Origin of the sequence: Halobacillus shinanisalinarum (assembly GCF_022919835.1) — a bacterium.
Lineage (GTDB): Bacteria > Bacillota > Bacilli > Bacillales > Halobacillaceae > Halobacillus_A > Halobacillus_A shinanisalinarum.
Genome location: NZ_CP095074.1, coordinates 1,045,504 through 1,060,854 on the forward strand (window position 1 = coordinate 1,045,504; position 15,351 = coordinate 1,060,854).

The window sequence follows — 15,351 nt, forward strand, 5'->3', positions numbered from 1 at the left end:
TTTTGTTAAAATTCAACAACTTCTGTTTCTTCAGTTTCCATAGATGATACAGGCTTCCCCGATGTAATAAACCACATAGCTTCGGCCCCATCATAGGTTAGATTATAATTCCAAATAAATGTCTCTTCCTCTTTCACCATATCTGAAGGCTCTTCGTCATCATGATAATAGCCAGAATTAAACGTGAACGAAACATACAAACTTGAAGTGAACGGGCGTTCCTCTTCCCCGCTTGTTAGTTTCATACTGCCCGTATCGTAGACGATTTCAGTTACTTCACCCGCAAAATTTTCTCCCATTGCTTCAAGATCTTCTATGTGATTCTGAGCACTCTCCAAGTACTCTTCACTTTTCATCCTTTTAAACTCAGCTATGTCCTTCGATTCATATGCAGCAATGTACTGTTCCACATGCTCAGCGATCGCTTTCTTTAAGTCTTTCTCAAGTGATTTAGAAAGACTTTCTGCTGTTACGTCAGGATTTACGTTTTCAAAAGTCAATTGGATAGGATCAGACGTTTCGTATGTATTAATCGATATGATTTCCTCATGCTGGTTACCATCAACGTCAGCGATTCCTTTCACAATATGTCCCCCAGGTGTTAAGCCCGCTAACTCATATATTGAATCTCCCACAAGTGTTCCAACCTCATCCCCATCAAGAAATAAGCTGACATTTTTTACATTTGAAGACACTTCTACACTAACTGGATCTAATGCTAGAGCATACTGATCAAAAACAAGCCACTGTGATCCTTGATCCTGTAAGTGCAGTGCATATTCTGAATCAGTTCCCTCTTCTTTTTTGCCTGAGGCTGAACGTAAATAACTGAGCGTTGATACAAACTGATCAGAGTTATTATGATAATAATCAATCATAAGTTTTGCTTGGCCTTCATTAAATGTCTGCTTCACGTGATCAAATGTAATTAAATCAACAAGCTTATTCGCATTTTCTTCATTTATAGCTTCCTCAAATTCTTGAACCACATGCTGAGCCGATGTTACTTTACTAAGGTACAACCACAACGTTGTCGCAAACCCGATAAATAAAGCGATAGATATGAAAGTAATAAAAACCTTTCTCCAATTCCTCTTGCGATAGGATCGTTGTTCTTCCACATGTTCACTATAATAATTGCTGGCATTTAACCACTCATGATTTTCTGCGAATTCAGCTGGCTGTTTCGCTCTTTGTTCTGAACTACATTCTTCGCATTCCTCCCGAGAAGGAGAGATTTCTCTTCCACATTTCCGACACTCTCCCACACAATCCCCCCTTTTCTTACAAAAACTAATTCTATTTTACCATAAAACGACCAACGTGGTATTTTGATTTTTTCCTCAATCGGCTAGTTTAAGCCCTAGGTGTGGACGCCAGCGTTTCAACTTGTTGTCTGGATTCTACTCAACGATGAAAGAACCTGACATAGCACATAGTGATTCAGCCCTAATGCCTAAAGATTCTCCTCTTAGCTGATTTCCACATTCTACAAGAATAATCAAGGATCTTTTTCAAAAACTAAAAAGAGCTCCTCTATTAAGAGAAGCCCTGTTTAACAGTTACTGTCTGTATTCCATAATAAATTGTTTGATTTCTTCTTTACTAAAACCAATGTCTCTCGCTAGCTTCACTAAAGCTATCCAGTCAGTATCGAAACTTCTCATATCCTTTACCTTTTCCAATGAATGATCCCACCATCATCCATCCTTAGGCAGCTCGGCGGCCATGACCACTTATTGGAAGTATGTAACAGCACAAGGCTAGGCGTTAGATACGTAGCTTTGCGTCCTTACTTTTCAATAAGTTCGCCTTTCAAGGAGAAGTTATTTGATATAGCTATTATAAATCTAAGTTCGTTAAAACGCAGTTATTTTTTAGATAATATTCGATAATTCTCATGAGCGACAACAGTACGTTCATATTCAAAATCAATTTCTTCAAAGTTTTCCATAATCGTTAAATCTACAATAACAGATCGTTGGCATTGACTTGGAAGGACTTTCCCTTTGAAGAGTGTCTCATCTCTTTCAAATTCTACAATGTTCCCAGGATTGGCTATCTTCGTATCTGTTTTAAACACACATAAGACCCCTTTCAACTAAAAACAATATAGATTATAGCATAAATGAACTTTCAATATTCGACAACCTTTTTCACAAAAATGTCATTTATTTGTAATGAATTTTAGAAATAGTATCTAAGCAGGTTCGTTTAAATCATTTTATGACATGTCACTGACTGTTTAGCAAGGCCTACTCATGTGCTCGGCAGTTCGCACTATGATATTGCGAATCACTCCATATTTGGTAATAAGGGAATGAATTAGAAGATCATGATAACATTAATGATGATTTTAAACCTTTTAAATGTATTTAACGATGTTGAAGTTTATGCACACAGGGGTGCTTCTACTATTGCACCTGAACACACGATAGATGCTTATGATCAAGCCATTAATTACGGCGCTGATTATATTGAAATTGACCTTAGGATGACAAAGGACAATCGAATTGTAGCAATGCATGACCAAACGGTTGATCGAACAACAGATGGGAAAGGGCATATTAGTGATCTAACGTTAGAAGAGGTTAAACGTTTAGATGCAGGAAGTTGGTTTTCACCTAAATTTGCAGGTTCGGAGGTGCCCACGTTATCAGAGATATTCAATAGATATGGCAATAGCGTTAAATACTATATTGAAACCCGAGTAGTTAACGATAAACCTGTAATGGAAGATGATGTGCAGAATATGATTAAAAAATACAATATCAAAACAGAAAACATCATGTTTCAATCCTGGTATAAGTCTTCCTTATTGAAGATCGACGACAAATACAAACGTATTAAACTCTATTCAGAACCTTTTAGCGCTATAAATTTGGAACATATAGCAACATACGCAGACGGAATAGGTAACGAAGCTAACTATTATGACCGATTCACATTGCTTAAATTAAAATTGCTAAACCTGGAGGGCCACGCTTTTTTCTATGAAAATGAACACGAAATGACGGGACGAATGAAGCAACTGGGGGTAGACGGAATATTTACGAATTACATACAGTATCAGCCTTAACAGCTGGTGCTGTTTTTTTATTGGAAGTAACGTGCTAACGTACTTAATTCAAAAATTGACTTTCCTAACGTCCACCTTCAGTTATAAGTCGCTCACTTTAACTTGAAACTATTATGAACTAAGTAAATTCGAACTCCACTTCAACCTGGCATCATCGTTAATAAGGTTAAAAAAAAACGGAGCCTTTGCTCCGTTTTTTTAAGAATTACCATAATAATAGTAGTAATTGCTATTCTTTTTCTCACGGTCGTTTAAAACGACACCAAGGATATTCGCTTTTGATTGGTCAAGCAGTTCTTTAGCACGTTCAGCTGCCTGGAATTCTGTTTGGCCACTGCGTACGACTAACATAACACCATCTACTTCCCTTGCCAGTACTTGCGAATCGGAAACCGCTAGAACTGGGGGGTGTCGAGAATGATTAAGTCGTAATGCTGACGGGCTTCCATCATTAACTTATGCATCGCTTTTGAGCCTAGAAGTTCGGAAGGGTTCGGCGGAATCGGGCCACTTGGCAATACATCCAGATTATCGACAGCAGTCATTTGCGTTGTTTCTTTCAATGTTTGGCGGCCAACTAAGAAGTTACTTAAGCCTTTTGTATTGTTTAAACGGAAAGAATGGTGGACCGTCGGTTTACGTAAATCACCATCTACTAACAAAACGCGCTTGCCTTGTTGTGCAAAAACAGCTGCCATGTTGGCTGCAGTCATTGATTTTCCTTCTGACGGACCTGCTGAGGTAATGAGTAATGATTGCAGCTCTTTATCAACAGAAGCAAACTGTAAATTAGCTCGAATCGTACGATATTGCTCGGCAATGGGCGACTTCGGATTATCATTTGCAATAATTTTACGTGCCTTCATGGCAACTTGTTTCTTTCTAGATTTACGTGCCAACGGACTCACCTCTTACCTTTGACGATCGACTGTGCTGTCTATTCATCGTTTCTGGACCTAAATCTTCCTCTGTAACAGTAGAAATGACTCCCATTAAAGGAAGGCCTAATGTCTTCTCAATATCCTGCTCCGTCTTAACCGTATTATCAAGATATTCAAGTAAGAAGGCTAAGCCGACACCTACCATTAAACCTACAACTAAGGCAATCGCTATGTTCAGTGCGGGTTTAGGACTTACCTGTTGAGGATTCTCCACTTCTTCTGCCGGGGAGAGAATATTAACATTATCCACACTCATTAGATCTGGGATGGTTTGCTGGAACGTCTCAACCGTACTATTTGCTAGCTCAACAGCCATAGATCGACTTTCATCAGTTACCGTTACCGTAACAACCTGGGACTGCTCAGCACTTGTAACTTGTATTTTATTGCTCAATGCATCCGATGAAATATCAAGGTTCATTGAGTCAATCACCTGATCAAGAATAGCCGGACTTTTAATAATAACGTTGTATGTACTAATTAACTCGACATTCGTACGTATATCGTTAATATCATAAGGGGATTCTTCCTGCTGACTTGCTGATTGATTTACAATAAATTGAGATGAGGCCTGATAGGTGGGGGTTAAAACAAATAAAGTTACGATTGCGCTAATAATGGCAGCTCCCCCAGCTACTGCAATAATCATCCACATTCTTTTTTTCAACACTTCAAAAATTTCTTTCAGAGAAATCGTTTCCTCCATAGATGTACCTCCACTATGTAACTTATTCAAAAATATATACACATTATATCACAGTATGTCAGGATTTGAAGGAATGATAGCAAAATTTTACTAAATGGTAATATAATTTTATTTTCTCATAGGGCTTATCTACCAAAAGAAAAAAAGATCTCTTTAAGCTTGAGATCTTCTTACTCTTTGCTTCGAGCCGCTTCTATCCGATTTAAAATAGGACGATACCGTTCCCCAGCTACTCCCGTTATTTCTACCATTAACTCTATGGTGATAAGGATGATCCCCATCATAAGCAGTGAACTTACTAGAGTGGCTTGAGAGAAAAACACAGCCGACAAACTGAATAATGCACTCATGGTATAAATCATAATGACCGTTTCAGGATGACTATACCCAAGTTTCAATAGGCTATGGTGTAAATGAGCAGAATCAGGTTTCATGATGGGCTGCCCTGTCATAGCCCTTCGAACAATCGCAAAAATCGTATCAGAAATCGGGACACCTAAGATTAAAATGGGGATAACTAATGAAAATAACGTCACATTTTTGAATCCAAGTAACGACAAAACTCCGATCATAAACCCTAAAAACATTGCTCCTGTATCCCCCATAAATATTTTGGCGGGATAAAAGTTGAAGATGAGAAATCCAAGGGTGGCACCAAACATCATCAGTCCAGCAAACATAACAAAAGTATTTCCCATTGTAATGGCCATGCCGGAAATCGTTAATAACGCAATGGCCGAGATGCCTGCGGCGAGTCCGTCCAAACCGTCAACAAGATTTATCGCATTAGTGATCCCTACAATCCATAGAAGCGTAATGGGAAAACTTAGCATTCCAAAGTCCAGCTGTCCGCCGTAGGGGAGATTAATGAATTCCACTTCTACTCCATTGACAATTACAATAACTGCAGCTAGTGTTTGTCCACTTAATTTATACAAAGGGGATAGTCCAAAGATATCATCAACTACTCCGGTTGCCACAATAATCGTAGCACCGACCATAATCGGCCACGTGTACATATTGTCTGGCATAAATAAGCTTATTCCAAACAACACACTTAGGAAGATCCCTAATCCGCCTAGCCTTGGCATCAAGTGTTTGTGGACTTTGCGATGATCGGGGCTATCTGTTGCCCCGATAGTGATCGCCAGCTTCTTTATGAAAGGTGTAAGTAGAACTACAGCTATAAAACAAAACAAAAAAGCCTGAAACTCCATGAGGCCCCTCCTTCCACTCTTAAACGACCAGTTTCTTTTTTATTAGACAATCTTCAAATATTATACCCTATTTTAGAAGGTAATTTATATAAAAAATCATATACATTTTCCACTTGATCAGCAAAGTGTTGTGTAGAGTAACGATTTGATGCAAAGTCACGGAATCTCTCTCCTATCACCTGAAGCTCACTTCCGTTTAATAAAGCAGCTTGGTTAAGCGCGTTAGCTATTGATTCGCTCTTAGACTGGTCAACAATCCATCCATATCCTTTGGAAGGGATCAGCTGATCGACGCCACCTACATCTGTCGTCACCGCAGGTACGTTCGCCCTTGCTGATTCTAATAAAACTAATGGAAAACTTTCACTCTTTGATGTAAGGAGAGTAAGATTAACCATTGGCAGAAGGGCTCCAACATCGTTTCTGAAACCTAAGAAATGGACACTTTTATCAACTTCTAACTTCTCGCAAAGTTTACGCAATTGATTCTCAAGTGTACCATCACCGATCAGCAGTAAATGAGCATTTTCATTCCTCTGCTTAAAAGCTGCAAACGCCTCGATGGCTAGTTCATGCTGTTTTACCGGTTCAAATCGTGCAACCATAGCTATTAAGAAGTCTTCTTCTGTAAAGCCAAAGTTCTTTCGTTCCCAGTTCATTTCTGGCGTTTTTGAAAAGTCTATCCCATTATAAATGGTCGTAATTTTATGGTTAGGTACATTCATTTGCAGCAACCGTTTACGGAAACGCTCAGATATAGCCATGCAGTGATCAGCTGAACGGATTGCCCGCTTGTGAAGGCGTGTAAACAGCTCACCTTTTACACCATGACCAATAAAGTCATCGTCCGGATCACTATGGAGTGTAAGAACCCACGGTATCTGAAGTTTCGGCTTTAGCAACCTCATTAATACATTAGCTCTTGGACCATGGGTATGAACGATATCGATCTTTTCCTGCTGAATATAACGGTTAATTTGAAAGACAACTGATAAATCAAAAGGGAAAGCTTGTTTAAAATGCACTGTTTCAATACCTAACTCTTGCGCTCGCTGAACCATTTCCCCATCTTCAAACACTCCTAAAACCACCTGATCATGGTCTAATTCGTTTAATAAAGACAGGATGTGCTTCATGCCGCCGCCCGTTTCGTTCCCTGCATTTAAGTGTAAAACTTTCATAGCCTTATCCCTCTCTCCTACCGTACTTGCTTTTAGAATGTCACTTTTTCCATAAGATATGCCAAATGAATCGCGGCAACTGTAACATCCGTTTCCAGCGTGACGGTTGTTTGATTAACCTATAAAGCCACTCTACATTCAATTTCTGCCAGATCTTAGGTGCACGCTTGACATAGCCAGCCAAACCGTCCAAGCTGCCACCGACCCCCATAAACAAGCCGTGGTTAAATTGGCTATAATAACGGTGTATCCATTTCTCCTGGTTTGGAAACCCTAATCCTACAAAAATGATATCAGGTTGAGTTCTTTCAATGGCATCGGCAACGGCAGCATCATCGAGGTCAAAATAGCCATGATGTTTTCCTGCCACAACTAAATCAGGAAAAATGTTAGCAATATTCTCTACTGCCTTACCTAGGACCACCTCGTTTGATCCAAGAAAATAACAACTAAGCCGCTCTTGATTTGCCCGTTCAAGCAGCTGTTGCATTAAATCATAACCAGCAATTCTTTCAGGAAGCGGATTTCCTATCAACTTTGAACCAATAACTACCCCAATGCCATCCGCAACCACATAGTCAGCCTGCTTGATAATTTGCTTATAAGTATTGTTATCTTCAGCTTCCATAACAATTTCCGGATTGGCTGTCACAATAAACGTTTTCCTTTTAGCTTTAAGTGCAGGGTATAAATGATCATCCAACAGCTGTTGGTTGCTAACTTTTATAAAAGGAATTCCTTTAATTTCAACATACTCTTGATTGTTTTCCATGACAAGACACCTTCCTAGGTTTTTACAATAATTAATATGAAGTTTACAAAATAAAACATGTGGTTTATTGTCTTGTACTATGTACCAAGTTTATTATAAAGGGTTGGGATGAAAACGACAATTAATTCTCGAAACCTAAGGAGATTTTCAGAAATGGGACCAACGTCACAATAAGAGCCAAATTCCTAAATCGAAAATTTATAGTTTAGCTAACATAACAAAGCACCCACTCCTATTAAGAGTGGGTGCCTTTTGTTACGTTGCTTCTTTTATTCCACTTTGTTTACGCGTTACTTCTTCTTGATATTCCTGTTTTTCTTTTTTAGACATCTTCTTATACTTCTCTAAAAATTCTTCATAGTGCTCGAGAACTTCCTTAGCAGCTCCATATTCCTTTACTCTGCCATATTCAAGCCAGACTACCTTCTCGCAAAACTTCTTCATCTGCCCAATCGAGTGGCTGACAAAAAACATTGTTTTCCCGCTCTCTTTAAACTCATACATCTTCGCTAAACTTTTTTCGGCAAATGCTTTATCACCAACAGATAGGGCTTCATCAATTAGCAATATATCAGGATCCACATTAACTGAGATCGCAAAGCCAAGACGTGACTTCATCCCACTTGAATACGACTTTACTGGCTGATCAATAAACTTTTCAACTTCTGCAAATTCAATAATCTCATTCTCGAGTTCATTGATTTGCTGTTTATTAAAGCCTAACATAAGAAGCTTCAATTCTATATTTTCACGACCTGTTAACTTATTATCCAGTCCAGAATTAACTGCAATTATAGCAGCTTGTCCCTTCACTTCTACCGATCCAGAAGATTCCGGAACAACGCCCGCAATAATATTAGACAAAGTGGACTTTCCTGAACCATTCACTCCGACAAAGCCTACGATGTCACCCTCGTCCACATCGAAACTGACATTCTGAAGCGCATAAAAGTCTTCTCCATAGGATTTCCTAGGAATCACAAGATCAAGTAACCGCTCTTTCGGGCTGCTAAACAATTTATATATCTTTGTAACATCATTTACAATGACTGATTTAGCCATGTTATCACTTCCGTTTTTATAGAAAATCAATAAAGTGCCTTCTGAATTTAACGTGCAACGCAGAGCCAATAATAAACAATACTGCCACAACTCCGACGAAGTACAACGTATACTGCCATTCATCAATGAAGTACCAGCCTTGACCTAATAAGGAGGTACGATAACCTTCTACGATATAGTAGAAGGGATTAATTTTCATAATTACTTTAAGCCACGCTAGCTCCTCCCCCAACTGGTTAACATCCCAAAGGATCGGAGATAAGTAAAGCAACATCCTCAACACAGACTGAAGAAACATCTGTACGTCACGTACGATTGTGGAAAGTGTCGACATTATTAGTGAAAGTGCATAAAGCAAGGCCAGTACCGCACCCATATATATAGGTAGTTGCAAATAATAAATATTAATTGGAAAACCTAATATCGTTAAGATGACGGAGACCAAAACTAATAACAATAAGTGTGGATAAAACTTCGAAAAAATAACATAGCTGGGAATAACACTCATCGGAAAGTTCATCTTCGATAATATTTTTATTTTAGTGTAAATGGACTTGGAAGCTTGAATCAATCCCTGGTTAAACATAAACCATATAACAATACCCGAAAGCATCCAAGGGAAAAAGTCCATTCCCCCTTCACCAACTCTGTTACCTCGAATACCAATACCAAAAACAAACCAATAAATAGAAATTTGAATGGCTGGGTTTAGTAATTCCCAAAGCATTCCTAAATAATTATTATTATTAGCGCTTTTCAGTTCATACAAAGATAGTCTTCGTACGAGATAAAAATATTTAATTTGTTCCTTTATTACTGTAATCGATGACTTCATATTCTGTCCTTCCTTAAGAAAGCAAATGTCAAAAACACTCATCAAATTATACTAATATCCGACATAAAACACAACACTATATATTCCTAGTTCATACTGGAAACAACAAATAATCGGCGTCCTTTTTCTTAAAGACGCCGATTATTTATTAAGCATTACTTTTTGAAGACTTCCTCGACAACACGTTTAGAGGATTCCCCGTCCTCCCAGGAACAAAAGCGGTCATAAAACTCTTCAAAAGCTTCACCTAGATGATAGTTACTATTTTCAAATTCTTTTATTGAAGTAATAACCTCATTAGTTGTTTTAGTCAATGGTCCAGGAGCTTCCGTTTCTAAGTCCAAATAAAATCCTCTTAGGCTATCACGATACTCATCAAGGTCATATACATAAAAGATAATCGGTCTTCTTAAATTAGCATAGTCAAAGAAAACAGATGAATAATCGGTGATTAACGCATCAGAGATTAAATATAGGTCTCTAATGTCTTCATGTTTAGAAAGGTCATAGGCAAAACCTTCAAAGGGACCAAGGTCAAAGTTTTCTGCAATTAAATAATGCATACGCAGAATTACTACATACTCTTCCCCTAACTCTTCTCTCATTTGCTTTAAATCTAGACTAAGATCGAACTTATATTTTCCCTTTTGATAAAACTGATTATCTCTCCAAGTTGGAGCATATAATATCACTTTTTTATCTATTGGTATGTTTAAACTTTTTTTTAATCCATTCATCGTTTCCTTGTTATCCTGTTGGATTAAGTAATCATTTCTTGGGTAACCCGACTCAATCATAGTTCCGTTAAACAAGAATGCTCTCTCGAATATATCGCTGGAATATTGGTTAGGTGCGACTAAATAGTCCCATTTTCCAGTTTCTTTAATGAAGTTACTTTTGTATTTAAACGTGTTAGTACCTGGCATATGAACTTCATCCATATCAGTTGCTAGTCGTTTTAAAGGAGTGCCGTGCCAAGTCTGCAAATACTCTGTACCTTTAGGTTTTGGCATCCAGTTAGGGAGACGTGTATTTGTCACCCAATATTTAGCCCTAGTCATTACCAGCAGCCACTGAATTGAAAATCGTCTTATGACTGGCAAGCCTTTCTCCTTGAGTTCCATATAGAACCTTCGATCTGCACTCCATATTAAATTATAGTTAGGTTCATACTCTTTCATATATTCATATATCGCACGCGGACTGTCACTATACTGCTTGCCATGAAAGCTTTCAAACACAACCAAATTATTCTTCCTTGGAAGGATACTAGCAAACCGAAAGATACTTTTATAAATCTTTAGTGCACGTTTTCCTCTTCTAATTTTAGCAACTTTTAGTTCAACCTTTTCAATAGTCTCCTTAATAGGGTTGTCCTCTAGAATTTTAACGGATAGGTATCTCCTCTTCTTAGTTGGTTTAATTGTAAACTTTATTTTTGTTTTTTCATCATAAATTAAATGATCTTGCTCGAATGTAGCCGGCCCATGATATTTTAATCTTGGACTTTCCCTAACTAAAACAGACTCCTTATCTGTAACTTCTACTCCTAATGCAAACTTTAAAGAATTAGGAAGGACACCTGAGTAAGTTTCATTAAGTTTGAACTGAGTTTTAAATACATCAAAATTCTCTCTTGGTTTCTCTATAATTTGAACCGGTATTCTGTTTTCATTATTAGACGTATCAGTAATTATCAGGTTGCTTTCTCTAACTTTATCTGAATCCACTTTCTCTATAAGACCTTCTATATTTAGAGCCCCATCATTTTGAAGATCAATATCAGTTATACCTGCAAAAAGCTCAATCTCACTGTGTCTAAATGAAACGTTGCCTTTTTTAGTAATATACGGATGAAAAGTAACACCATCTAAGTTTATCCTAGCAAATTCAATCGAATTGTCTGTACTATTTACCCGTTGTGTACCTTCGCTATTTTGCAAATAAAGGTCCCAATACTTTCCTTCAAGTAATATTTCTTTCCGTATAGAATAATCCAGTACTCCATAAAGAAGCCAGGTATCACTGTTCACATCTTTCTTCTTTAACGGGATATTGATTTCTTCTTGAGATTGACGATTAACAAGGACTAAGCGGTTGTTTCGATCTTTATCTTTAGACATTGGTATAAAGATCGATAATCTTTCACTATCATGTAATTTGATATCTGCAACTGAAGGTTGTTGGTTAGTTCTTGGTCTCATAACATACTCCTTATTTTTTATCCGATTATAATTTCATTATAATATATTTACTTCTGAGAGTCTGAAAGTTTCAATAGCAACTGTTCTATACTTCTGATAGTATTATGATGAAAAATCCTCTCCCCATAATATCATAAACCTAAAACACCCTTCCAATTGTCTACGTAAGAGTCTTTTCTGAATTTACGATCTAATATCACTGCTCGTAATGACATCTTTTCTATGTTCGATTGAATCATGAGATCCATTTTTTCTTCTAAATCGAACCTATCATTATATTTCACTAAGAACCCATTTTCCTTATGGGCAATCATATCACTTGGCCCATAATTAGTATGATAACCTACCACAGGGCAACCATTATTTAGACTTTCTAATATTACTAAACCAACCCCCTCGTGTTTACTAGCGAATACAGAAAATGCACTTTCTTGAAATACGCTATCAGGGTTTTCCGTTCTACCCATTAATTTTACACTGTTAAATAATCCTTTAGATATAATTAATTCCTCAAGTCTTTTTTTATCTTTTCCATCCCCATATATGTATAAACTTTTTTCAGGGTACTTGTTCTGAATCTTTTTAAAAGCTAATATAATGTGATCAATTTGCTTATCCGGATCTAATCTTGATATAACACAAATACTATCCTTATTTCTTACCGTATTTTGTAATGATGTTTCTTCAATATAATGTGGGATTGTTAATAGCCTTTCTTTACTGGAATTCGTATCCCTATGAAAATCCAGTTGCTGCTCTTCTGTTAAAAAAATAATCTTATCAGCTCTATTAGCATACCTAACAATGTAGCTTCTCGAGTAGTAATCAGATATTGTTTTATGATTAGAATGGAGTTGAATAATTTTTTTTATATTTTTTCGTACATTTAACAGTGCTTCATCAATTTTTCTTGCATCACAAATTACATTTGAACCTTCTTCAATTATTTTCTCGTACCAAAATGAAAAAAAATCATTTTCACTCTCAAATTCATGTGTTTTTTTTAATATGTAATTCTTGTATAGAGTTATTTTATTTACAACGCTTACCCCATTTTTCTGGCACAAGTTTTTTGTTAGATAGACTTTCCCTCTAGCATCAAATAATTCTTCCTTGTAAACATGTACGTTTTCGTCATAATATATCCTTCTGCACTTGTTTCCTTTCTTATTGTAATAATCTCTATATTCTCTATCAGTGGTGTTTTCTCTAATATAATCTATGAACTTTAACTGCCCTCCTTCATATTCAAAACTTTTAAACATTGAATAATTTCTATTTTTATATAGTTTATATCCATTCCTTTTTTTAAGTTTTTCCGCTTTAAATCCACTCTCTGAAATACTATGAGTGACTATAGAAGAAGGAAATGACCTTGGAATTAAATCATCATAAATATTAATAAACTGTGTGTCTGGTTGTACAAACTCTTTCTCAATATACTGTTTATAAACCTCTTCATAGTTTGGATTAAAGTTCGTGCTAACTAATATGAAATTCGTATTGATTTCTTGATTAAGTAATCTTGTTCGTCTGAGCAATGCTTTCGTACGTCCACCAAAAGAATATGGTAAAGTAGTAGTGATAACATAGTTTTTCAATTAGATTCCCCCACGGATTATTATTACGGTTAAGATTTAATAGGAATTTTCACCTTCCTTAGTAGGAAAATGTATATATTTCCAAAACATTTCTTTTATTTTACTATATGATAGAATAGCTATCTAGCCATACTTTCCATAATTCAAATCACACTAAAAAGCAGGTGAAATTGTGAAAAAAAAGCAACCTATATTTTTCTTAATGAACTCTATTGATTTAGTTAGAGGCGGGCTAACAAGAGCATCTTTAAATCAAGCATCAACCTTCGCAGAAATGGGTTATGAGGTACAGATGATTACATTTAATTATAACCTTAATTATCCCAAAATTAGAGAAAAACTAATTAAAATGGGTAAAGTTAATCCGAACGTGGTTATTAGAAATTTGTATGAGGAACTTGAAGGAGATAATGATACTCTTTCTACTTCTAGCTCTATACTAAAAAAAACCATCCTTAGTGAATTAACTAATGAGGAGACCGCCGATAAACGAGAAGGTCATAATGCTTATAGAGTCTATGAGAATGGATTATATACTAGATACATTTCATTCGATGGTAAAGATCGTCTCCAACTTATAGATTATTTTAATGAAAATAGATACCGAACAAAAAGAGTGGAGTATGATACTACAGGGGAAATTAGAAAAATTTCTTATATGGACTTTTTAGAAAACAAAGCGAGACAGATCATTCTTTATAACCAGGATGGAAAGGCCTATCTTTCTCAATGGAACAACCCTAAAAATGCTAAAATCCAGAGGATAAACTTATTTAACACAAGTACTGGTGAAATTGAAAGGGTCTATACAAGTGGTAGTACAATTTTTAAAAAGGACTGGTTAGAGGATATTCTGGTTAACATGGACGAGCCAATTGTCATTTCTGATACCCGAAGCACAGATGATGTTTTAGCCAAATTAAACCCTGAATTAGCGACTAAAATATGGAGGTTGCATAGTAGTCATGTGAATTATCCTTTTGATGTAAATGGTGAAATTACCTCTAAAGTAAAAACGGGTATTGCTAATTTAAATAACTATGACGGTGCCTTCGTTCTAACAAATGAACAGAAAGAGGATTTGGTTAATAGATATGGTAAAGACCAATTTTTCCACGTGGTACCTCACTATCATGAAGATAACAATAAGAAGGGTATAAAAGGATTGTTTACTAATACATCTACAAACCCTAAACTAGCTGTAATCGTAAGTAGATTATCTACTTTAAAACGTGTGGACCATTCTATCAAGGCATTTAAAACTGTAGTAGAACACGTACCTGATGCTAAACTTGAAATATGGGGTACAGGTACTGAAGATGAAAAGTTAGCCAGTCTTATTAATGAACTAAATCTATCAAACAATGTTGAGTTAAAAGGATATACACATAAACCTGATGAAATCTATCAGAAAGCTTTATTCTCCATTCTGACCTCTAAAAGCGAGGGATTTGCTTTATCAGTTTTAGAGAGTATGGTAAATAAAACACCGGTAGTCAGCTACAATATAAAATACGGGCCAAGTGATTTAATTCAGGATAACGTTACAGGTAAATTAGTTGAGGATAAAGATATCGATTCCTTAGCTCAAGAGATGATTTACCTATTTGAGAATCCAGAGGAAGCTAAGGAGTTAGGTGTTAAAGGTTCTGATTATATAAATCGAAACTTTAATAAAGAATTGTATAAGGAGAAGTTCATATCTTCCATTGAAAAAGCGGAGCAATATAAAAAAAGTGAAAAGTAATTATAA

Annotated in this window: 13 protein-coding genes, 1 pseudogene and 1 riboswitch; of the genes and pseudogenes, 2 read left to right on the forward strand and 12 right to left on the reverse strand. The window is 36.3% G+C overall.

Annotated features, from left to right (window positions below; translation table 11 throughout):
• Positions 1–5 precede the first annotated feature (5 nt).
• The 3 genes from MUO14_RS05510 to MUO14_RS05520 form a co-directional block, all read right to left on the reverse strand.
• On the reverse strand, positions 6–1,268 hold the full coding sequence (locus MUO14_RS05510; protein ID WP_244754074.1) for a TcaA second domain-containing protein: 1,263 nt from the start codon (positions 1,266–1,268) through the stop codon (positions 6–8).
• A 294-nt stretch (positions 1,269–1,562) separates the two neighbouring features.
• Positions 1,563–1,667: an anti-repressor SinI family protein gene (locus MUO14_RS05515; RefSeq protein WP_244754075.1), complete on the reverse strand. Its 105-nt coding sequence runs from the start codon at positions 1,665–1,667 to the stop codon at positions 1,563–1,565.
• A 43-nt stretch (positions 1,668–1,710) separates the two neighbouring features.
• Positions 1,711–1,823: riboswitch (cyclic di-GMP riboswitch) on the reverse strand.
• Positions 1,824–1,870: 47 nt separating this feature from the next.
• The gene (locus MUO14_RS05520; protein ID WP_244754076.1) at positions 1,871–2,083 is read right to left on the reverse strand and encodes a YkvS family protein; all 213 of its coding nucleotides are present in this window, start codon (positions 2,081–2,083) and stop codon (positions 1,871–1,873) included.
• A gap of 252 nt (positions 2,084–2,335) precedes the next feature.
• Here MUO14_RS05520 and MUO14_RS05525 point away from each other — a divergent pair, with 252 nt between their 5' ends.
• A complete protein-coding gene (locus tag MUO14_RS05525; RefSeq protein ID WP_244754077.1) occupies positions 2,336–3,079 on the forward strand; it encodes a glycerophosphodiester phosphodiesterase family protein in 744 nt (247 codons plus the stop codon).
• A 198-nt stretch (positions 3,080–3,277) separates the two neighbouring features.
• Here the strand turns inward: MUO14_RS05525 and MUO14_RS05530 are convergent.
• From MUO14_RS05530 to MUO14_RS05570, 9 genes and pseudogenes are all read right to left on the reverse strand, one after another.
• Positions 3,278–3,978 (reverse strand): annotated as a pseudogene (locus MUO14_RS05530) (CpsD/CapB family tyrosine-protein kinase).
• A complete protein-coding gene (locus tag MUO14_RS05535) occupies positions 3,968–4,726 on the reverse strand; it encodes a YveK family protein (RefSeq protein WP_244754078.1) in 759 nt (252 codons plus the stop codon). Before MUO14_RS05535 ends, MUO14_RS05530 begins: the two are co-directional and overlap by 11 nt.
• 170 nt (positions 4,727–4,896) lie before the next feature.
• Complete coding sequence (locus MUO14_RS05540) at positions 4,897–5,943, reverse strand: glycosyltransferase family 4 protein (protein ID WP_244754079.1); 1,047 nt, start codon at positions 5,941–5,943, stop codon at positions 4,897–4,899.
• Between the two features lie 53 nt (positions 5,944–5,996).
• Positions 5,997–7,124 (reverse strand): glycosyltransferase family 4 protein, encoded by a 1,128-nt coding sequence (locus MUO14_RS05545; protein ID WP_244754080.1) that lies wholly within the window; start codon positions 7,122–7,124, stop codon positions 5,997–5,999.
• A 40-nt stretch (positions 7,125–7,164) separates the two neighbouring features.
• On the reverse strand, positions 7,165–7,896 hold the full coding sequence (locus MUO14_RS05550) for a WecB/TagA/CpsF family glycosyltransferase (RefSeq protein WP_244754081.1): 732 nt from the start codon (positions 7,894–7,896) through the stop codon (positions 7,165–7,167).
• Positions 7,897–8,151: 255 nt separating this feature from the next.
• Positions 8,152–8,958 carry a teichoic acids export ABC transporter ATP-binding subunit TagH gene (tagH, locus tag MUO14_RS05555; protein ID WP_244755479.1) on the reverse strand — a complete coding sequence of 269 codons (807 nt, stop codon included), beginning with the start codon at positions 8,956–8,958 and terminating at the stop codon, positions 8,152–8,154.
• Positions 8,959–8,974: 16 nt separating this feature from the next.
• The gene (locus MUO14_RS05560; protein WP_244754082.1) at positions 8,975–9,793 is read right to left on the reverse strand and encodes an ABC transporter permease; all 819 of its coding nucleotides are present in this window, start codon (positions 9,791–9,793) and stop codon (positions 8,975–8,977) included.
• Positions 9,794–9,948: 155 nt separating this feature from the next.
• Positions 9,949–11,997, reverse strand: coding sequence for a CDP-glycerol glycerophosphotransferase family protein (locus tag MUO14_RS05565; protein WP_244754083.1), 2,049 nt, complete (start codon positions 11,995–11,997; stop codon positions 9,949–9,951).
• A 131-nt stretch (positions 11,998–12,128) separates the two neighbouring features.
• The gene (locus MUO14_RS05570) at positions 12,129–13,598 is read right to left on the reverse strand and encodes a glycosyltransferase (RefSeq protein WP_244754084.1); all 1,470 of its coding nucleotides are present in this window, start codon (positions 13,596–13,598) and stop codon (positions 12,129–12,131) included.
• A gap of 172 nt (positions 13,599–13,770) precedes the next feature.
• On the opposite strand from MUO14_RS05570, the gene MUO14_RS05575 reads away from it, so the two are divergent.
• A complete protein-coding gene (locus MUO14_RS05575) occupies positions 13,771–15,345 on the forward strand; it encodes a glycosyltransferase (protein ID WP_244754085.1) in 1,575 nt (524 codons plus the stop codon).
• Positions 15,346–15,351: the final 6 nt, after the last annotated feature.